At 70.4% G+C, this 20,374-nt stretch carries 12 protein-coding genes; 6 read left to right on the top strand and 6 right to left on the bottom strand.

What is annotated here, in order from left to right; translation table 11 throughout:
• The 4 genes from ACFPMG_RS07230 to purH all read left to right on the top strand — a co-directional run bounded on the left by ACFPMG_RS07230 (position 1) and on the right by purH (position 5,727).
• Entirely contained in the window at positions 1–735 is a 735-nt protein-coding gene (locus tag ACFPMG_RS07230; protein WP_376994512.1) for a hypothetical protein, read from the top strand.
• Between the two features lie 73 nt (positions 736–808).
• Entirely contained in the window at positions 809–2,125 is a 1,317-nt protein-coding gene (locus tag ACFPMG_RS07225) for an RsmB/NOP family class I SAM-dependent RNA methyltransferase (protein WP_376994511.1), read from the top strand.
• A 148-nt stretch (positions 2,126–2,273) separates the two neighbouring features.
• The gene (locus tag ACFPMG_RS07220; protein WP_376994509.1) at positions 2,274–3,905 is read left to right on the top strand and encodes a heparinase II/III family protein; all 1,632 of its coding nucleotides are present in this window, start codon (positions 2,274–2,276) and stop codon (positions 3,903–3,905) included.
• A gap of 217 nt (positions 3,906–4,122) precedes the next feature.
• Complete coding sequence (gene purH / locus ACFPMG_RS07215; protein ID WP_376994508.1) at positions 4,123–5,727, top strand: bifunctional phosphoribosylaminoimidazolecarboxamide formyltransferase/IMP cyclohydrolase; 1,605 nt, start codon at positions 4,123–4,125, stop codon at positions 5,725–5,727.
• A 133-nt stretch (positions 5,728–5,860) separates the two neighbouring features.
• On the opposite strand, the gene ACFPMG_RS07210 is transcribed toward purH, so the two are convergent.
• The 5 genes from ACFPMG_RS07210 to ACFPMG_RS07190 form a co-directional block, all read right to left on the bottom strand.
• A complete protein-coding gene (locus tag ACFPMG_RS07210; protein WP_376994507.1) occupies positions 5,861–6,112 on the bottom strand; it encodes a hypothetical protein in 252 nt (83 codons plus the stop codon).
• Between the two features lie 81 nt (positions 6,113–6,193).
• Positions 6,194–7,504: an MFS transporter gene (locus ACFPMG_RS07205; RefSeq protein ID WP_376994506.1), complete on the bottom strand. Its 1,311-nt coding sequence runs from the start codon at positions 7,502–7,504 to the stop codon at positions 6,194–6,196.
• A 78-nt stretch (positions 7,505–7,582) separates the two neighbouring features.
• Positions 7,583–8,590, bottom strand: coding sequence for a hypothetical protein (locus ACFPMG_RS07200; RefSeq protein WP_376994505.1), 1,008 nt, complete (start codon positions 8,588–8,590; stop codon positions 7,583–7,585).
• A 130-nt stretch (positions 8,591–8,720) separates the two neighbouring features.
• On the bottom strand, positions 8,721–10,355 hold the full coding sequence (locus tag ACFPMG_RS07195; protein WP_376994504.1) for a tetratricopeptide repeat protein: 1,635 nt from the start codon (positions 10,353–10,355) through the stop codon (positions 8,721–8,723).
• 128 nt (positions 10,356–10,483) lie between these two features.
• Positions 10,484–15,340, bottom strand: a complete 4,857-nt coding sequence (locus ACFPMG_RS07190; protein ID WP_376994503.1) for an NAD-glutamate dehydrogenase — start codon at positions 15,338–15,340, stop codon at positions 10,484–10,486.
• 219 nt (positions 15,341–15,559) lie between these two features.
• Here ACFPMG_RS07190 and ACFPMG_RS07185 point away from each other — a divergent pair, with 219 nt between their 5' ends.
• Complete coding sequence (locus tag ACFPMG_RS07185) at positions 15,560–17,227, top strand: HD domain-containing phosphohydrolase (RefSeq protein WP_376994502.1); 1,668 nt, start codon at positions 15,560–15,562, stop codon at positions 17,225–17,227.
• A 247-nt stretch (positions 17,228–17,474) separates the two neighbouring features.
• Positions 17,475–18,446 (top strand): Bug family tripartite tricarboxylate transporter substrate binding protein, encoded by a 972-nt coding sequence (locus ACFPMG_RS07180; RefSeq protein ID WP_376994501.1) that lies wholly within the window; start codon positions 17,475–17,477, stop codon positions 18,444–18,446.
• Between the two features lie 104 nt (positions 18,447–18,550).
• Here the strand turns inward: ACFPMG_RS07180 and ACFPMG_RS07175 are convergent, their stop codons facing one another.
• Positions 18,551–20,248 carry a methyl-accepting chemotaxis protein gene (locus ACFPMG_RS07175; protein ID WP_376994500.1) on the bottom strand — a complete coding sequence of 566 codons (1,698 nt, stop codon included), beginning with the start codon at positions 20,246–20,248 and terminating at the stop codon, positions 18,551–18,553.
• Positions 20,249–20,374 lie beyond the last annotated feature (126 nt).

The raw sequence follows: 20,374 nt of genomic DNA, 5'->3' as shown, positions 1-20,374 counted from the left end.
GTGCCGGACCTGTTTCTCGACAAGACCCCGCTGTTCGATGCGGGCTGGCTGGGCGTGTCCGCCGCCACCAGCCGTGACGACGTGCTCCTGTGCATCGCCGAGGCCGAGCGCCGCGCCGAGGCGGCGCTGGAGCAGCTTGGGCAAACGCTGACCCGGGGCATAGCAGCGGCGGAGCGCAACCGGCGCATCGACGCCCTGCTGGCGCTGGAGACGCGCGGCATCCCGGCGTCCGGCACGGCGGCGGACGGGGCGGTGGAGCGCGTCATGATGGAGGTCGGCTTTCGCAAGCGCGACCTGATGCCCCGCTTCCACGAGCTGGCCGAGCACTGCCGCGCCGTCCATCGCCGCGCCCTGGCCATGGCGCGGGACGCGCGCTGGGCGCTGATGCTGGAGCGCGCCGCCGCCGACCCCGGCGGGCCGTCCAGCCCCATCCAGGGGACGGGGACCCGCTACGTCAAGAGCGACCGCTACGACGCCCGCGCCGCGCGCAGCCTGCCGCCGGACGACCGCGTGCGCGCCGACCGTTTCCTCAAGCGGCTGGGCGAGGACCCGGTGCCGCCGGAGCTGGAGCTGAGCCCGCTGGCGGGAACGGCGCTGTGGGGGATGAAGGCCGGCAACGGCAACCGCTTCATCCTGCGCCGGGACGAGCTGCGGGGCGTCGCCTGCTTCGTCGTCGAGGACGTCGGCCCCTATCCCGACCACGAAGGCGGACGGCGCGGCGCCCTGGCCCGCTGAGGGAGCCGGAATCCGTTCGGCCCCGCGCTGCGGCTACTCGACACCCGCCGTCCGGCGCGCTACATCCAGCGGCATGTCCGACGCCTCCCTTGCCGCGCGCTCCGCCGCGCTCGACCTTCTGCGCGACGTGCTGCGCAAGTCCATTCCCTTCGACGATGCGTTCGACGCGCATCCGGAGTTGCGCGGGCTCGACCCGCGCGACCGCGGCTTCGTGCGGCTGCTGACCGCCACCGTGCTGCGCCGGCTCGGCCAGATCGACGCGCTGATCCAGGGCAGCCTCGCCAAGCCGGGCCTGCCCAAGGCCACCGTGCACGACATCCTGCGGCTGGGCGCGGCCCAACTCGTCTTCCTCGGCACGCCCGCCCACGCCGCCGTCGACACGGCGGTGGAGCTGGCCGCGGCCAAGGGGGCCGAACCCTACAAGGGCCTGATCAACGCCGTCCTGCGCCGCATCGGGCGCGAGGGGACGGAGCTGGCCGCCCAGCAGGACGCCGGGCGCCTGAACACGCCGGACTGGCTGTGGCTGGCCTGGCGGCAGGCCTACGGCATCGGCCGCACCCGCGGCATCGTCGAGGCGCATCTGCACGAGGCGCCGCTGGACATCACCGTCAAGGCCGACCCCGCGTTGTGGGCGGAGCGGCTGGAGGCCCGGCTGCTGCCCACCGGCACGCTGCGCCGCGCCGCCGGCGGCAACCTCACCGAGCTGCCGGGCTTCGCCGAGGGCGCCTGGTGGGTGCAGGACCTCGCCGCCTCGCTGCCGGCCAAGCTGTTCGGCGATCTGGCGGGCAAGCGCGTCTACGACCTGTGCGCCGCTCCCGGCGGCAAAACCGCGCAGCTCGTCGCGCAGGGCGCGCAGGTGACGGCGGTCGACCGCTCCGCCAAGCGGCTGGAGCGGGTGCGGGAGAATCTGGCCCGCCTCAACCTGTCGGCGGAGGTGCTGGCGACCGACGCCGCCACCTGGACCCCCGACCAGCCGGCCGACGCGGTGCTGCTCGACGCCCCCTGCTCGGCCACCGGGGCGATCCGCCGCCATCCCGACATCCTGCGCGTCAAGACGCCGGAGGACATCGGCAAGCTGGCCAAGGCGCAGAGCCGCCTGCTGGCCCACGCCGTCGATCTGGTGAAGCCCGGCGGAACGCTGGTCTACTGCACCTGTTCCATCCAGCCGGAGGAGGGCGAGGCGCAGATCGACCGCATCCTGGCCCGCGACAAGCGGGTGGAGCGGCTGCCCATCACACCGGTTGATCTGGGTGGCGGCCATGCGGGGGATGGCAATTTGGCCGAGTTGATCAACGAGCGCGGTGAGGTACGATCCCTGCCGGGCATGCTCGGGGACCTCGGCGGGATCGACGGGTTCTTCGTGGCACGGCTGCGACGTCTGCACGATTAGGGCACCACCGGCTTGCGGGGGTCGAGGCGAATTTGATACGACAACAGGATGCATCCCCCCGATCGCCCGAATGCCTTCAGCGAAGCGCCGGCCATCGCCTCCCCCTGCCGTGTGACGGGGTGAGCCGATGAGCGCCGGGCGTGGGAAAATGGGCCGCTTGCGGGATGGCGTCGCGCAGATCGCCTTCGGCAACCCGATCTACAAGCTGACCTTGGGCGGCCGCGCGCCGACGGCCCTGTCCGCCGTGCCGCCGGACCCCTGGCCGGGCGACGCCGGGGACGGCTCGGCGATCCTGGCCGGCGTCTTCCGCTTCGGCGGGCAGGCCGCGGCGGCCGACGCCCACGGCGCGCCGAACTGGCGGGCCGGCAGCATCGTCTGGCAGGACGCCCTGCACGGCTTCGACTGGCTGCGCGACCTGCGCGCGGTCGGCGGCGACACGGCGCGGCGGCGCGCCCGCGCGCTGGTGCTGTCCTGGCTGGACCACAACGGCGGCTGGAACGCCCAGACCTGGGCGCCGGAGGTGCTGGGCGCCCGCATCGCCGCCTGGATCGGCCTGCACGACTTCTATTGCGCCTCCGCCGACGACGAGTTCCGCGCCGCGGTCTTCGACAGCCTCGCCCGGCAGGTCAAGCATCTGACCCGCGTGGTGCCCGGCGCGCTGGACGGCAAGGCGCTGGTCACCGCGGCCAAGGGCCTCGTCTATGGCGGCTTCTGCCTGCCGGAGCATGAGCGGATCGGCCAGGACGCGCTGAAGCTGCTGGAGCGGGAGCTGCCGCGCCAGATCCTGCCGGACGGCGGCCATGTCGAGCGCTGCCCCTCGGTGCAGCTGCGCATCCTGCGCGACCTGATCGACATGCGGTCGGTCCTGCGCACCGCCCGCGCCGACGTGCCGGAGGCGCTGCAGCACGCCATCGACCGCATGACCCCGGCCCTGCGCTTCTTCCGCCACGGCGACGGCGGCCTCGCCCTGTTCAACGGCGGGCGGGAGGAGGACGCGGCGCTGGTCGACACGGTGCTGGCCCAGGCCGACGCCCGCGGGCGCCCGCTGAAGAGCGCGCCGCACACCGGCTTCGAGCGGCTGATCGCCGGGCGGACCATGGTGCTGATGGACACCGGCGTGCCGCCGGTCACCGGGCTGGACGCCACCGCCCACGCCGGCACCCTGTCGCTGGAGATGTCGGTCGGCAAGGAGCGGCTGATCGTCAATTGCGGCGCCCATCCGGTGAAGACCGGCCCGTGGCGCGCCGCGCTGGCCGGCACCGCCGCCCATTCCACCGTCGTGCTGGCCGAGACCAACTCGTCGGAGGTGATCGAGGCGGGCGGGCTCGGCCGCCGCCCCTCCCATGTCGGCTGCGAGCGGCAGGAGAACGACGGGGCGGTGCTGGTCGTCGCCACCCACAACGGCTACAGCCGCAACTTCGGCTACCTGCACCGCCGCCGCGTTTATCTGGCGGAGAACGGCGAGGACCTGCGCGGCGAGGACATGCTGGAGCCGGTGATCGGCGCCACGCCGGAGCCGCGGCCCTTCACCATCCGCTTCCACCTGCACCCGGCGGTCCAGGCGAGCCTCGTCCAGGGCGGGCAGGTCCAGCTGAAGCTGCCGAGCGGCGCCGCCTGGCGGCTGCGCGCGTCGGGCGCCACGCTGGAGCTGGAGGAGAGCATTTATCTGGGCAGCGGCGACGAGCCGCGGCGGACCACCCAGATCGCCGTCTCCGGACATACCGGCCCCGCCATCAAGACGGTGAAATGGGCCTTGCGCCGCGAGCGCAAGGGGGGGTAAACCGCGCGCATCCGCGGCGGACAGGCCGTGGGAATACGGATCGGTGCCTGTTTCGAGAGTCTGTGGAGTGTTCGCCCTGCGACCGTGATCCCCGCCCAGGCGGGGGTGACGAAGCGGGGTGTTTCGCTTTTCCGTCTTTCCGGGTCCCGTCTTCTCAGGCCCCGTCTTCCCATGCCCGGTTCGCCGCAGCCGGTTCCATGACAGCCAGGATGCCCCGATGAGCCCGCCGAACGTTGCCCACTCGCCCGCCCCCGATCTGGTCCGCATCACGCGCGCGCTGATCTCCGTGTCCGACAAGACGGGCCTCGTCGCGCTCGGTCAGGCGCTGGCGGCCAAGGGCGTGGAGATCCTGTCCACCGGCGGCTCCGCCCAGCGGCTGGCCGAGGCCGGCATCCCGGTGACGGAGGTCTCCGACCACACCGGCTTCCCGGAGATCATGGACGGGCGCGTCAAGACGCTGCACCCGCGCGTGCATGGCGGCATCCTGGCCCGCCGCGACATCCACGCCGAGGCGATGACCACCCACGACATCCCGCCGATCGACCTCGTGGTGGTGAACCTCTACCCGTTCGAGGCGACGGTGTCGAAGGGCGCCGACTACGCCAACTGCGTGGAGAACATCGACATCGGCGGCCCGGCGATGATCCGCGCCGCGGCCAAGAACCACGACTTCGTCACCGTCGTCACCGACCCCGAGGATTACGAGGCGGTTCTGGACGAGCTGGCGACCCATGACGGCGCCGTCACGCTGACGCTCCGCCGCACGCTGGCCCAGCGCGCCTACGCCCGCACGGCGTCCTACGACGCGGCCATCTCCTCCTGGCTGGCCGGCCAGCTCGGCGAGACCTTCCCGCCGCGCACCACCCTGTCGGGCAAGCTCAGCCAGACCCTGCGCTACGGCGAGAACCCGCACCAGCAGGCGGCCTTCTACGTCACCGGCGAGCAGCGTCCGGGTGTGGCGACGGCGATCCAGCTCCAGGGCAAGGAGCTGTCCTACAACAACCTGAACGACACCGACGCCGCCTTCGAGCTGGTCGCCGAGTTCGAGCGCCCGGCCGTCGCCATCATCAAGCACGCCAACCCCTGTGGCGTGGCCGAGGGGGCGAACCTGCTCGACGCCTACAAGCAGGCCCTGCTGTGCGACCCGGTCAGCGCCTTCGGCGGCATCATCGCCGTCAACCGCCCGCTGGACGCCGCCACGGCGGAGGAAATCGCCAAGTTGTTCGCCGAGGTGGTGATCGCCCCGGACGCCGACGACGCGGCCCGCGCCCTGCTCGCCAGCAAGAAGAACCTGCGCGTCCTGCTGACCAAGGACGTGCCGAACCCGGCCGAGCCGGGGATGATGGTGAAGCAGCTCTCCGGTGGCTTCCTCCTCCAGAACCGCGACAACGGCCGCATCACGCTCGACGACCTGAAGGTGGTGACCAAGCGCGCCCCGACCGAGCAGGAGCTGGCCGACCTGCTCTTCGCCTTCCGCGTCGCCAAGCATGTGAAGTCGAACGCCATCGTCTATGCGAAGAACGGCGCCACGGTGGGCGTCGGTGCCGGCCAGATGAGCCGCGTCGACTCGGCCCGCATCGCCGCCATCAAGTCGGCGGAGGCCGCCAAGGCCGCCGGCTTGAGCGAGCCGCTGACCAAGGGGTCGGTGGTCGCCTCGGACGCCTTCTTCCCCTTCGCGGACGGCCTGCTGGCCGCGGCGGAGGCCGGCGTGACGGCGGTGATCCAGCCCGGCGGCTCGATCCGCGACAACGACGTCATCGCCGCCGCCGATGAGAAGGGTCTGGCGATGGTGCTGACGGGGATGCGGCACTTCCGGCACTAAGACGGGAGGGGGCGCATCCATTGCCCCCTCCCTAACTCTCCCCCGCTTCGCAGGGGAGGGAACCGTTCTCCCTCCCCTGCGTTAGCGGGGGAGGGTCGGGGTGGGGGCAATACGCCGACGGTCCCAGTACTTTTTATCCCCGCCGCGCCCCCATCAGCCGCGCCAGCAGGGCGGCGGCTTCGGCCTGCGGGGTTTTCCCGTCCGCACCGTCTTCCGGCTTCAGGCGCCCGGTCGCCGCCATGGCGATCAGCATCGCCGGATGCATCGCCGGATGGTGGGGCGAAGGATGCCCCGCCGAGTCGTTTTCCCCACGCGCCGCGGCGTGGTCGCGGGCCAGCGCCTCGTTGATGTGCGCGAAGGCCTCGATGTCCTTGATGTGCAACATGTCCGTTCCGCTCTCCGCGCCAAGATCGTTGTGCGTCGCAGCAAAAGGCAAGTTAGCAGCTTCCGCTGGGTGAATCCGCCGTCATGCCGCGGCGGACTGTCGCACCGTATTCGCATCGCCCGGTGCCGGCTCCCGAACCGTCAGCATAAGCCCAAAACCGATGACGAAGAAAGCCACAACGCTCGCCATGCCGGCCCGTTGGCTCTCGAACAGCGCGGTCGCCAGCCCGAAGGCCAGCGGCCCGACGAAGCCGGCCATGCGGCCGGTCAGGCTGTAGAGCCCGAACATCTCCCCCACCATGCCCGGCGGGGCCAGCCGTGCCATCATCGACCGCCCGGCCGCCTGCGCCGGCCCGAAAAAGGCGCCCAGCCCCAGCGCCAGCACCCAGAACCACGCCTTTTCCGTCGCCAGCAGCAGCGGCACGCCGAAGGCGGTCAGGCCGATCAGGCTGACCAGGATGGTCGGCTTGGCCCCCATCCGGTCGTCCACCCAGGCGAAGCCGATGGCCCCGACGCCGGCCACCACGTTCAGCGCGATGGCGAAGAGCAGGATCTCCTCGAAGCTCATCCCGAAGGCGTGAGCGGCGAAGATGCCGCCGAAGGCGGTGATGGTGTTGATGCCGTCGCGGTAGATCGCGCTGGCGATCAGGAAACGCAGGGTGTTGCGGAACTTGCGCGTCTCCGCCAGCGTCCGGCGCAGCGTCGCCATGCCCTCCCGCGCCGCCTGCCGGATGCCCAGCCCGGTCGCCGGCACGTCCGGAACGAACAGGAAGAAGGGCAGGGCGAACAGCCCGTACCAGGCGGCGGCGAGCAGGGCGGTGGCGCGCACCGGCGCCTGCTCCACCGTGTCGAGCAGGCCGAACAGCGGGGTGGGCGACTTCACGAAGACGAACAGGGCGACCACCAGGCAGGCCAGCCCGCCGAAATAGCCGATGCCCCAGCCCCAGCCGGAAATCCGCCCGAGCATTCGCGGCGGCGCCAGCGCGGTCAGGCTGGCGTTGTAGAAGACGTTCGCCAATTCGAAGGCGACGGTGCCGATGACCACGCAGACCAGGGCGAACAGAGCGTGGGACGGGTCGGGCTTCACCCACCACAGAGCGGCGCAGAAGACCACGGTCAGGGCGGTGAACAGCGCCATCCACGGCTTGCGCCGCCCCGTCCGGTCGGCCACCGCACCCAGCACGGGGCTGAGCAGGGCGATCAGCAACCCGGCGACGGTCAGCGCGGCACTCCAGCGCGAGGCCCCGGCCACCTCGTCCCCGACCACGCCGCGGGCGAAATAGACGGAGAAGATGAAGGTCGTGATGATGGTGTTGTACGACGAGTTCGCCCAGTCGTAGAGGCACCAGGACGCGATGGCGCGGCGGCTCGGCGCCTCGGCGGTGTGGGGCATGCTGAAGGATCGGCCGTCTGTTGTCCGGGATGGCCCACTCTAGGCAAACCGGCCGGGAATGCCAACCCGGGGGCGGAGTTACGCCGGTTTGGCGGAGTCCGCCCCCGGCGTGGTGGCTTTCGCCAGCGCGATGCCCTGGGCGATGCCTTGCGCCACGTTTTGGGCGACGGTGGCGTCCAGTCGGGACTCGAAGCCCTTGAACCACGCCTGTGTCTTCAACTCGTCCGGTGTCTTGAGGATCTGCCGCAGCGGGTCGGACTGCGAACGGTCCATCGCCTGCTTGATCAGCGCCGCCAGCGGGTTGTCGCTTTCGAGCTTTTCCGGTTCATCGCCCTTCTCCCTCGTGTGGATTTCGTAGGACACCTGCGCCGACGCCCGGCGTGTCGCCCATTCGGTCGAGGTCTTCTCCTCCGGGCCGACGGCGTCCAGGAAGGTGAGGTTCGCCTTCATCCTTGCGGCCTCGTCGCCGCGGAACGGATCGGTGAAGCTGGCTTCCTGGCTGATCGGGCCGTTGTAGAGTCCCATGGCCAGCCCCTCCTGCTGCGCCATGATCGATTGGGCGATGTCCTGCTCCTGCTTGGAGAATTGGCCGCCGGCGTTGCTGCGCACCGCCTCCAGCGAGCGGCGGTCGAGATCGCCCATCAGGGAGTACCAGTCCCGGCCCTCGAAGCTGTCGAAGTCGAAGGGCTCGCCGCCGGCCTTCATGGCCTCGTACTGCGCGTCCATGCGGGCGCGGGCGTCCTTGGCGATGTCCGGCCCGCTCAGGCCCGCCGAGCTGGACACCGCCCCCGGATCGGACACCGCCTTGGCCAGCGCCGTGGCGGGTTTGCCGTCGCGCGTCGGGAAATAGGCGGTGTAGGGCCCGGCAACACCGCTTGCGGTCTTGCCGGACTTGGACGCGGAGGTGGTGGCCATGAAGGCTTGGGCTTCGACGGACAGGGTGACGAAGACGGCCGAACCGCCGGAGGTCGACGCCGCTTGGCCGGCGGCGGTCTTCGCAGAGGCGCCCTTGTCGGTTCCCAATACGGTCAAGGCCGCCTTGAGACTGAAGCCGGACGCCTGCGCGTTCGTCGCCGTGATCGACATCGAGGACCCTCCCGGCCGTCCAGGCGGGCGTCTTGCCGCTGCCGCCAATCGTTGACGGCAGCCTACAGCGTTCAGGCTTTGGTTGTCAAAAAGCCGGTCGTTGCGTCCCCTGCGGCGAAGGGGCGCCGCCTCAACCGCCCACGCCGAACGAAATCTGGTTGTTGTCGTAGCGGGCGACGATGGTCAGCCGGTCGCCGGGGCGCACGCGGATCGGCGTCTCCAGATAGGTCATCGCCTGCTTCCAGTGGTTCGTCCGCGCCCGGCTTTCGGAGCGGTAGGTGACCTCCTCGTCCATCTGCAGGTCGAACCAGAAGGCCACGCCGTGGCAGGTGCCCTCCGCCGTGATCTCCACGGCGATCTCGCGGCCGCCCTCCTCGGGCATGTTGCGGGTGAAGTCGAAGTCGAGCGCGGTGAAGGCGGCCGACAGCGGCGTGTGGGTTTCGGCGCCGAGGTCGATCTGCTGGTAGCCGGGGGAGCGGAACACGTCGAACGCCGACATGTCGAAGCCGCCGATGCGCTTCACCGGGTTGATGCGGGCCAGCTCCGGGGTCTCCACCAGCATGGCGTAAACGGTCGAGGCGCGCGGGATGATCGCGCCGCCGGGCTTCACCAGATGGGTGCGCGCGTGCTGCAGCACCGACAGCATGCGCGGCGCCAGCATGCCGATGTTGATGAGCTCCGACACGAAGACGTCGGCCTTCTCCGGCAGGTCGCCGCCCGCGCCCACCGACAGGCGGGTGGACAGCTTCGGCACCACGTCGATGCGGTCGGCGTAGCCGTTGTTGGCGACGGTCTCGCGGGCGATGCGGGCGAGGATCGGGTTCACCTCGCAGGTGACCACCTTCCGCGCCCCGGCGCGCGCCGCCATCATGGCGACGATGCCCGAGCCGGTGCCGATCTCCAGGACCAGCGAGTCCGGGGTCACCGCACGCTTCAGCGCCGCCTCGTAGGCGTCGTTGCGCTCGAAGTCGTTGATCATCGGCAGGTGCCAGCCGGGGACGGCGTTGGAATGGATCAGCCGGCGGGTGAACTGCACCAGCGGGTGATCCGGCGCGATGGCGCGGGCGGCCTCGATGGCCTCCACCGCCTCGTTGGCGCGGTCGAGGCTCTGCAGCGTATGGGCGAGGCCGACATGGGCGGGGACGAAGCGGGGCGCCGCCGCGATCACCACGCGGAAGGCCTCCTCCGCCTCCTCCAGGGCGCCGCGGGTGCTCAGCGCCTCGGCGAGGTTGTAGCGGGCCTCCAGATACTCCGGCGCCCGTTCCAGAGCGGCGCGGAAGGCGGCCTCCGCCTCGTCCAGCCGGCCCAGCTCGCGCAGGGTGGTGCCCAGGAAATTGTGCATCTCCGGCGCGTCGCCGCGCAGGGCCAGAGCGGCGCGGAAGGCGCCCTCGGCGTCCTCCAGCCGGCCCAGCGCCTTCAGCGCGTTGCCCAGGTTGCCGTGAAGCTCCGGCAGGCGATCGTTGAGGGCGATGCCGGCGCGGAACGCCTCCTCCGCCTCCGCCGCGCGGCCGAGCTGGAAGAGCAGGCTGCCGCGGCTGTTGTGGAAGGATGGGTCCTTGCCGTCCTCGGCGATGGCGAGGGCGAAGAGGTCGAGCGCGCCGTCGGGATGGCCGGTGTGGGCGGCGACGACGCCCAGCAGGTGCAGGGCCTGCGCGTTGTGCGGGTCGGTCGCCAGGATCGCCCGGCAGGCCGCCTCCGCCCCGCCCAGATCGTTCGTCCGCAGCAGGCGGATGGCGTCGTTCAGGGTCGGTTGGGGGTCGGTCATCGCGGCGGCTCCGGTTGGGCGGACATTCCTTGGAATGGCCGCACCATAGCCGGAAAGCGGGCGGGACGCATGGGAAACCCTCGTCCGGACCCGCCCGAAGGGGGCCGGACGAGGGGTTTTCAAGCTGTTTACCCCGCCGTCAGGCCGCGGAGCTGCCGGTTCGCCACCGCCAGCATCGACAGGTCGACGTTGGGCTGGGTGCGCAGCTCGGACAGGAGCTGCTCCACCCGCTCCACCACCGGGCGGCGGTGGGCGATCCAGGCCTCCACGGGGGCTTCCGCGGGAAGCTGGTCCACCGACTCCAGGACGCGGGTGGTCAGCGCGGTCTGGTGGGCGAACAGGTCGTCGACCAGGGCGGCCACCGCCTGCTTCTGCCAATGGTTCTCCGCCTTCGCCGCGGCGGCCTTGTCGCGCAGCCACTCCAGGCCGAAGCGGCGGCCCAGCATGAAGTAGACCGCGGCGACGTCCGCGACCCCGCGCCCGGTGCGCCCGGCGATGCGGACGAGGTCGGGGGCGGCGGCCAGGACCGGCAGCGCCGCCATGCGGCGGGCCAGCTCGGCGGGAACGCCCTGCTCCTGGTAGGAGGCGACGCGGGCGGTCAGGCGGGCCGTCTCCTCGGCGTCCAGCACGTTGTCCAGACCGGCCAGAAGCGTCTCGATGCCGGGCCGGAAGGCCTCCGTCTCGCGGGCGATGTCCAGCGGCTGCTGGCAGCTCGCCAGGAACCAGGCGGCGGCGCGCTCCATGTGGCGGACCGTCTCCAGGATCATGCTGGTCTGGAGCGCGGCCGGGACGACGGTGTCGAGGTCCTCGATCCCCGTCCACAGCGAGCGCAGGCCGAAGGCGTCGCGCACGATGGTGTAGGCGCGGGCGACGTCCGCCGGCCCCATGCCGGTCTTCTCCATCATCTCCTTGACGAAGGTCGGGCCGGTGCGGTTGACGAGGCTGTTGGTGACGCTGGTCGCGATGATCTCCCGCCGCAGCCGGTGCCGTCCCACCGCCTCCGCATGGGCCTTGCGCAGCGGCTTGGGGAAGTAGCGGGTGAGGTCGTCGGCCATGAAGGGATCGTCCGGCAGGTCCGAGGCCAGCAGATCGTCGTAGAGCGTGATCTTGGCGTAGGCCAGCAGCACCGCCAGCTCGGGCCGGGTCAGCCCCTCGCGGTTGGCCATGCGGGCGGACAGCTCCTCCTCGTCGGGCAGATACTCGATGGCGCGGTTGAGCCGGCCCGCCTTCTCCAGCGAGCGGATCAGCCGGGCCTGCGCCTCCAGCGCGTCGGGACCCTGGGCGCGGGCGACGGTCAGCGCCTGGCTCTGCAGGTAGTTGTCGGCCAGCACCAGACCGGCCACCTCGTCGGTCATGGCGGCGAGCAGCTGGTCGCGCTGCTTCAGCGTCATGTCGCCGCGGACGACCACGTCGTTCAGCAGGATCTTGATGTTCACCTCATGGTCGGAGGTGTCCACGCCCGCCGAATTGTCGATGGCGTCGGTGTTCAGCCGCACCCCGTGCTGCGCCGCCTCGATGCGGCCGCGCTGGGTGACGCCCAGGTTGGCGCCCTCGCCGATCACCTTGGCCCGCACGTCGCGCCCGTCGATGCGCAGCGCGTCGTTGGCCTTGTCGCCGACCTCGGCGTTGGTCTCCTCCGCCGCCTTCAGGTAGGTGCCGATGCCGCCGAACCACAGCAGGTCCACCTCGGCCTTCAGCAGGGTCTGCATCAGCTCCAGCGGGGTGACGTGGTCCTTGGCGATGCCGAAGCGCTGGCGGATCTCCGGCGTCAGCTCCAGCGACTTGGCGGAGCGGTCGAAGACGCGGCCACCCGCGGACAGCAGCGCCGCGTCGTAGTCCGCCCAGGAGGAGCGGGGCAGGTCGAACAGGCGCTGCCGCTCCTCCCAGCTCCGCGCGGCGTCGGGGTCGGGATCGACGAAGATGTGCCGGTGGTCGAAGGCGGCGAGCAGGCGGATGTGTTTCGACAGCAGCATGCCGTTGCCGAACACGTCGCCCGACATGTCGCCGACGCCGACGACGGTGAAGTCCTGCGTCTGGGTGTCGTGCCCCAGCTCGCGGAAATGGCGCTTCACCGACTCCCAGGCGCCGCGGGCGGTGATGCCCATCTTCTTGTGGTCGTAGCCGGCGGAGCCGCCCGACGCGAAGGCGTCGCCCAGCCAGAAGCCGTGGTCCACCGACACCGAGTTGGCGATGTCGGAGAAGGTCGCCGTGCCCTTGTCGGCGGCGACCACCAGATAGGGGTCGTCCTCGTCGTGGCGAACCACCTCGGGCGGCGGCACCACCGCGCCCTGGGCGTCGAGGTTGTCGGTGATGTCCAGAAGGCCGCGCATCAGCGTCTTGTAGCACTCGATGCCCTCGGCCAGCGCCGCCTCGCGTCCGGCGGACGGCGGGGGCGGGCGCTTCACCACGAAGCCGCCCTTGGAGCCGACCGGCACGATGACGGTGTTCTTGACCATCTGCGCCTTCATCAGCCCGAGGATCTCCGTGCGGAAATCCTCGCGGCGGTCGGACCAGCGGATGCCGCCGCGCGCCACCTTGCCGCCGCGCAGATGGACGCCCTCCATCCGCGGGCTGTAGACGAACACTTCGACCATCGGGCGGGGCAGCGGCAGGTCGTCGATGTGGCGGCTGTCGATCTTGAAGGAGAGGTAGGTCTTGGGCCGCCCGTCCGCGCCGTTCTGATAGGCGTTGGTGCGCAGCGTGTTGCACAGCAGGTTGAGGAAGCGCCGCAGGATGCGGTCCTCGTCCAGGTTCTTCACCCCGTCGAGCGCGCGTTCGATCTCCGCGGCCAGCCCCGGATCGTTCTGCGGGCGGCGGGCCGGGTCGAAGCGGCTGTGGAACAGGGCGACCAGCTTGCGCGCGATGGCCGGATGGCCGGCCAGCGTGCTTTCCACCACGTCCTGCCCATAGGGGATGCGGGCCTGGCGCAAATACTTGGCGTAGGCGCGCAGCACCGTCACCTCCCGCGCGGTCAGGCCGGCGCGGAGCACGAGGCGGTTGAAGCCGTCATCCTCCATCCGGCCGTCCCAGACGGCGGCGAAGGCGTCCTGGAACTTCTCCTTCACCATCGCGCAGTCGATGGGCAGCCCGTTCTGGGAGCGCGCGGTGAAGTCGTGGATCCACACCGGGGCGGCGTGGCCGGCGATGGCGATCTCGAAGGGCGCCTCGGTGATCACCTTCAGGTCCATGTGCTCCAACATGGGAAGCACGTCGGACAGCGGCACCGGGCGGCCTTCGTGGTAGATCTTGACGTGCAGCTCGTCCCCTTCGGCCTCCAGCGGGCGGTAGAGGTTGATGCCCAACGTGCCCTGGGCCGTCGCCTTCTCGATCCGCTCGATGTCGAAGACCGCGGCCTCGGCGTTGAACTCCTCGCGGTAGGCGGTGGGGAAGGCGTCGGCGTAGCGGCGGAACAGGGTGCGGCCCTGCTCCTCGCCGTGGGCCTCGACCAGCGCGTCGCGCAGATGGTCGTCCCAGCCGCGCGACGCCTGGACCAGCCGCGCCTCCAGATCGGTGGCGTCGACGGTGGGCACGCGGCCCGGCTCAGTCCGTATGATGAAATGCAGGCGGGCCAGCACGCTTTCGGTCAGCTGCGTGGTGAAGCCGGTGCAGGTGCCGTCGTAGGCGGCCTCCAGGATGGCCTGGATGCGCCGGCGCAGCGTGGTGTCGTAGCGGTCGCGCGGCACGTAGACGAGGCAGGAGGCGAAGCGCTCGAACGGGTCCTTGCGCACGAACAGGGCCAGCCGCTGCCGCTCCTGCAGATGCAGGATGCCGACGGCGATGTCCAGCAGCTCCGGCACCTGGATCTGGAACAGCTCGTCGCGCGGGTAGGTCTCCAGGATGTGCAGAAGCGCCTTGCCGTCATGGCCCTGCGGGTCGAAGCCGGCCAGCTCCATCACCTCCGCGACCTTGCGGCGGAGGTAGGGGATCTCGCGCGGGCTGCGGTTGTAAGCGACGGAGGTGAAGAGGCCGGCGACCAGCCGCTCGCCGACGATCCGGCCCTCGGCGTCGAAGCGCTTGATGAGGATGGCGTCCATCGGGACGGAGCGGTGCACGGGGGAGGGGCGGTTGCCCTTGGTCACCATCAGGACGCGCGGGTTGCGCAGGAAGTCGCGCACGTCGGGCGGCAGGGTGGCGTAGTTGCGCAGCCCGTCGAAGACGGTGACCGAGTCGTCGCGCAGGATGCCCAGGCCGCTGCCGGCGACCAGCCCCAGCGAGGAGTCCGCCCCGTCGGCGCCGCTCTCGAAGCGGTATTCGCGGTAGCCGAGGAAGGTGAAATGGTCGTCGTCCGCCCAGGACAGGAAGGCCTTGGCCTCGTCCACCTCGTCGTCGGGGATGATGGCCGGGACGGCGGCGCGGGCGCAGTCGGCCTCCGCGATGGCGGCGCGCACCTGCTGGCGCATGGCCCGCCAGTCGGCGACGGCGGCGCGCACGTCGGCCAGCACGCGCTCCAGCCCCTCGCGGGCCTGGTCGAGCGCGGTGGCGCCGGTGACCGCGCCGACCTCCACATGCATGAAGGATTCGGGGGCGGCGTCGGTGGGGGCCGCCGCGGGCTCGTACAGCTCCACCAGCTGGCCGTCGGCGTCGCGTTTGACCCGCACCACGGGGTGGATGACCAGATGGACGGTCAGCCCCTGGCGGTTCAGCTCCGCGGTCACCGAGTCGACCAGGAAGGGCATGTCGTCGTTGACGATCTCCACCACCGTGCGGTGGGACTGCCAGCCATGTTCCTCGACGCGGGGGTTGTAGACGCGGACCTTGGCGCGGTCCGTCGCCTCGCGCTGCTGGCCCCACTGCCACATGGCGAGGGCAGCACCGTAGAGCTGCTCCGCCGGAGCCTGGATGATGTCGTCGGGCGGGACGTTGTCGTAGAACTGCCGTACGAAGCGCTCCGCCGGTGCGGCGCGGCTGCGGCCCAGCCGCTCGCGAACCTGCCGCACGACCTCTTCGGTCAGCTCGTCCTTGAGCTGTTCGGCCCTGAGAGCCATCGCTCCAATCCTTCCCTGATTTTTTGCGGCGGTTTGCCGCCGTTGTAGGCAGAGGGTAGCCGATTTGCCGCGACAGGCAACAGGCGGAGGGGCGTAACCGGAAGAGGCGGTTATTACGGAGCGGCCCTTCGTGTCCAAACCGATGAAAGTTGAATGAATCGGAAAGGAGGCGTATTTTTTGTGCAAGCGCGCCTGCGGTGCGCAACCATCGAGACGGTCATGCCCAACGACGACGCCCGCCCGCCGGAGGCCACCCCGGTTCCGCCCGCCAAGCCCCGCCTGCATGTGCTCGTGGTCGATCCCGATCCGGCGCTGGCCGGGCTGACGCGCGCCGCGCTCGACGGCTTCGCGCTGGACGGGGCGCCGGTGACGGTGCTGACCGCCGCGACCGCCGCCGAAGCGCGCGAGGCGCTGTACCGCAACCCCAACACCGCCGCCGTCCTGCTGGAGCCGGTGTTGGACCCCGCGGCGGATGGGCCGCCCGAAGGGCTCGCCTTCATCGACCACATCCGCAAGGATCTGGGGAACAGCCGCGTCCGCATCCTGGTCTGCACCGCCCATCCCGAGCGGGCGCCGGAAGAGGAGGTGGTGGAGGGCCACGACGTCAGCGACTACCGCCTGAAGGACGGGTTGACGGCGCGCACGCTGCGCACCGCGGTCGTGCCGCGGCTGCGCGCCTTCCTCAACCTGCAGACCCAGGCGGCCGGGCGCAAGGCGCTGGCCCGCATGCTGGTGGCGACCACCGGCCTGCTGGAGATGCGCACCCCGGACGTGCTGTTCCCCAACATCCTGCCGCGCGTCGTCGGGCTGCTGGGCATCGGGCGGCACGCCCTGCTGTGCATCCAGGGCGACACGCTGCCGCGCGACCGCCGCATCCGCGTGCGCGCCTCCACCGGTCGCTTCGCCAAATGGAAGGACGTGGACGTCGCCGAGCTGGGCGAGCCCAACGTGGCCGCCGCGCTGGAGCGGCTGAGCCCGAGTTCCGAGACCATCGTCGAGCCGGGCTATTGCGCCCTGCGGCTGCGCGCCCATGGCGGGATCATCGGCATGATCTACGTCGAGGGCCACAACAACGAGGGCACCGCGCGCGAGTGGCAGTTGCTGGAGCTGTTCCGCAACAAATGCTCCATCGCCTTCGAGAACGCCCTGCTGTTCGAGGAGCTGAACACCGCCCAGAAGGCCACCGTCCTGGCCATGGGGTCGCTCGCCGAATACAAGGACAACGCCGCCGCCGGCCATCTCCAGCGCATCGAGCGGCTGGTCGGCGACATCGCGCGCGAGCTGCGCGTCCACGGCCGCTTCGCCGACGAGCTGGACGACGAGTTGGTCGAGAAGGTCGGGCTGGCCGCCCTGCTGCACGACGTCGGCATGCTGAGCGTGTCGGACGAGACGCTGGGCATTCCGGGCGAGCTGGCGAACAACGACGTGGCGGCCATCCAGCGCCATACCGTGATCGGCCACCGCATCCTCAGCGAGGCGGCGCTGCCCCTGCGCGGGCGCAGCCTGCTGTCGATCGCCGCGGAGATCGCCCGCTACCATCACGAGCGCTACGACGGGTCGGGCTACATGGAAGGGCTGCGCGGCTGGGCCATTCCGGTGTCGGCGCGGATCATGGCCGTGGCCGACGTGTTCGACGCCCTCATCACCGACCGCCAATACCGCAAGGCCTGGGGGGTGGAGCACGCCATCGCCTGGATCGCCGAGCGGGCGGGCAAGGATTTCGACCCGCTGGTGGTCGAGGCGTTCCTGACGGTGATCCGCCGCATCCAGACCGAGGAGCCGGACTGGTTCCCCAAGCCGGAGGGTGGCAACCAGGGCATGCTGGTGGCGGCCATCGGGCGCAAGCTGCGCGCTCTGTTCGGCAACCGCGCCGAACCGATCAACTGACCTCCGTCTCCGTATGACAGAACCGGACCGAACGGCCTTTCCCAAGTGGAAAGGCCGTTTCGCCGTCGTCCTGCGGTGATGCCGGCCGGTGCGACGCTGTGTCCGGCGCTCTCATTATGGTTGCGCCATAAATACTATAGTGTACAAAAAATCGTGTTACTATGAATTGTGCAACCGATGCCGCGGGCGCGCTCCTTGGCGGCGCTCCGTTGTGGTAATCGGGCGGCAGCATTTGGCGGAGCCGACCATGAAAGCCAGACATTTCTTTTCAAGCCTTCTGACCTCCTGCGCCCTGCTGTTGGGTGCGACGGCGGCCCAGGCCGCCTATCCGGAGAAGCCGATCACCATGATCGTCGCCTACGGGGCGGGCGGATCGACCGACGTGACCGCGCGCATGCTGGCGCCCTTCATCGAAAAATATCTGGGCGGCGGCGCGCGGATCGTGGTGATGAACCGCGGCGGCGCCGGGGGGGAGATCGGCTTCGCGGCCATCGCCGACGCCACGCCGGACGGCTACACCATCGGCTTCATCAACACGCCGAACGTCGTCACCATCCCGATCGAGCGCAACGCCCGCTTCACGCTCGACCGGCTGGACCCGCTGGTCAACGTCGTCGACGATCCGGGCATCATGACGGTCCACGGCGACAGCCCCTACAAGACGGTGGAGGATCTGATCGCCCAGGCCAAGGCCAACCCGAACACCATCACGCTGGGCTCCACCGGCGTCGGGTCGGACGACCATCTGGCCATGCTGCTGCTCCAGCGGCAGGCCAACGTCCGCTTCACCCATGTGCCGTTTCCCGGCAGCGCGGAGAACTACCGCTCCATGCTCGGCCGCCACACCCAGGTCTGCGGCCAGAATCTGGGCGAGGGGCTGCGCGGCAAGGCCGGCGGCGACAACATCCGCATTCTCGGCGTGATGAGCACGCAGCGCTGGGACATGGCGCCCGACCTGCCGACCTTCAAGGAACTGGGATACAACATCACCATGGCGTCGCTGCGCGGCGTCGGCGCGCCGAAGGGGCTGCCGCCGGAGATCCGCGCCAAGCTGATCGATGCGGTGACCAAGGCCGCCAACGACCCGGAGTTCCAGAGCAAGGCCCGCGACACCTACCAGCCGTTGCGCATCCTCGATTCGGAAGCCTTCTCCGCGGAGCTGAAGGAGCTGGACGGCGATTTCCGCAACCTCTGGCGCGAGTTCCCCTGGTTGAAATGATTGGGCTGAAGTGATCGGGGCGAAGCGAACCGGACAGGCCGCATAGGAAAGGCCCCTCTTCCAGGCGGAAGAGGGGCCTTTTTCGTGGGCAGTGTCCTGACGGGTCAGGCCGCGGTGATGCGGGTGATGAAGGCTTCGATCTCGTTGTCCAGCCGGTTGAAGCTGCGCGACAGCTCCTCGGTCGTGGTCTGGACGGCGCCGGCGGAATGGCCGGTGGTCTCCGCCGCCTGCTGCACCAGCCGCATCTCCTGGAGCACGGCCACCGTGTCGGTGGCGGCGCGCTGCGAGCGTTCGCTGATGTCGCGGGTGGCGGCGTCCTGCTCCTCCACCGCCGCGGCGACGGTGCTGAGCGATTCGTCCACCTGCCGGATGGTGTTGACGATGGCGCGGATGGCGTTGACCGCCGCGGTCGTCGCCGCCTGCACCGCCGCGATCTCCGCGCCGATCTCGTCGGTGGCCTTGGCGGTCTGGTTGGCGAGGCTCTTGACCTCCTGCGCCACGACGGCGAAGCCCTTGCCAGCCTCGCCGGCGCGGGCCGCCTCGATGGTGGCGTTCAGCGCCAGCAGGTTGGTCTGGCCGGCGATGTTGTTGATGAGGCCGACCACCTCCTCGATCTTCCGGCTGGCCTCGCTGAGGCCCTGGACGATGGAGTCGGTCCGCCCGGCCTCGTCCACCGCGCCGCGGGCGAGCTGGGTCGACTGGGTGATGGACCGGGTGATCTCGTCGATCGAGGCGCGGAGCTGCTCGGCACCGGCGGCCACGCTCTCCACCTCGCTGGTGGCCTCCTGCACAGAGTGGGCAACCGAATCGCTGTGGTGGCTGGTCTGGCGGGCGTTCTCCAGCATGACGTTGGCTTCGCCGCGCATGGAGTCGGCGGAGCGCACCACCTCGCCCATCATCGCCTTGACCGACGCCTCCAGGTCGGCGGCGAGGCTGTTCATGGCCCGGCGCTGCTCCTCCATGGCGCGGGCGCGCATGGCCTCCTGCTCGCGCGCCATCTCCTGGACGCGCAACGCGTTCTCCTTGAAGACGCGGACGGTGCGGGCCATCTGGCCGATCTCGTCGCCGCGCTCGGCGGCGGGCACCTCGTCCTCCAGCCGGCCCTGGGCCAGCCGCTCCATCACCGTGGTCAGGCGGACCACCGGACGGGCGATGTTGAAGCCGATGAACAGCGCGACGCCCACCGTGATCAGCAGGGCGACGATCGCCGAGGCGATGAAGGCCTGGGTGGTCGCGTCGACCGACGCGTTCACGTTGGCGTAGGCGTCGGCCGACTGCTGGCGCTGGTAGGTCAGGTAGTCGCGGGCGGTGCCGTTCAGGCGCCCGTAGGCCGCCTGGACCTCCTGCAGGAAGTCGAGCGGATCGACGCCCATCTTCAGCAGGTCGAGGAAGCTGGTCACCTTCGCCTGATAGGCCGCGGTGTCGGAGCCGAAGCGCTGGAGGATCTGCCCCTCCTCCTCGGTCGCGGCGGACTGGCCCTTCATCTTGTCCGCCTGGCTCTTCAACTTGGTGATCTGCTCGGTCAGGGCCTTCGATTCATCCTCGACCGCCTTGGGGGAGGCGTTGGCGGTGCTGAGGATCACCGTCCGGTAGAGGCCGGCGTGGGCGACGGTCAGCGTGTCGGTCAACGCCTGGACGTCCGCTTCCCGCGTGAAGGAGCGGTTGAACAGCGTGTCCAGCAGGCGTGACTGTTCCGTGATGGCGGAGCCGCCGAGCAACGCGATGGCAAGCATGCCCAGGATCGCTGTCGCCGCCGGGATTCCCATTTTGGTGGGAATGTGGAGGTGATTGAGGAAAGTCATGGAGCACCTGCTTCAACCATTGGCCGGTCCGTTGGCGCCGGATGGTCAGGGGGGCTTGAACCGCACCCGACGCAGGCCGGTCGGCCGGCGGCGGGTGGTTTCGCGGATGGGCCGGACCCGGACGGA

It is taken from the genome of Azospirillum himalayense (assembly GCF_042657465.1).
GTDB classification, from domain to species: Bacteria; Pseudomonadota; Alphaproteobacteria; order Azospirillales; family Azospirillaceae; genus Azospirillum; species Azospirillum himalayense.
The sequence above is the reverse complement of the archived record's forward strand: the minus strand, read 5'-3'. Positions and strand labels throughout refer to the sequence as shown.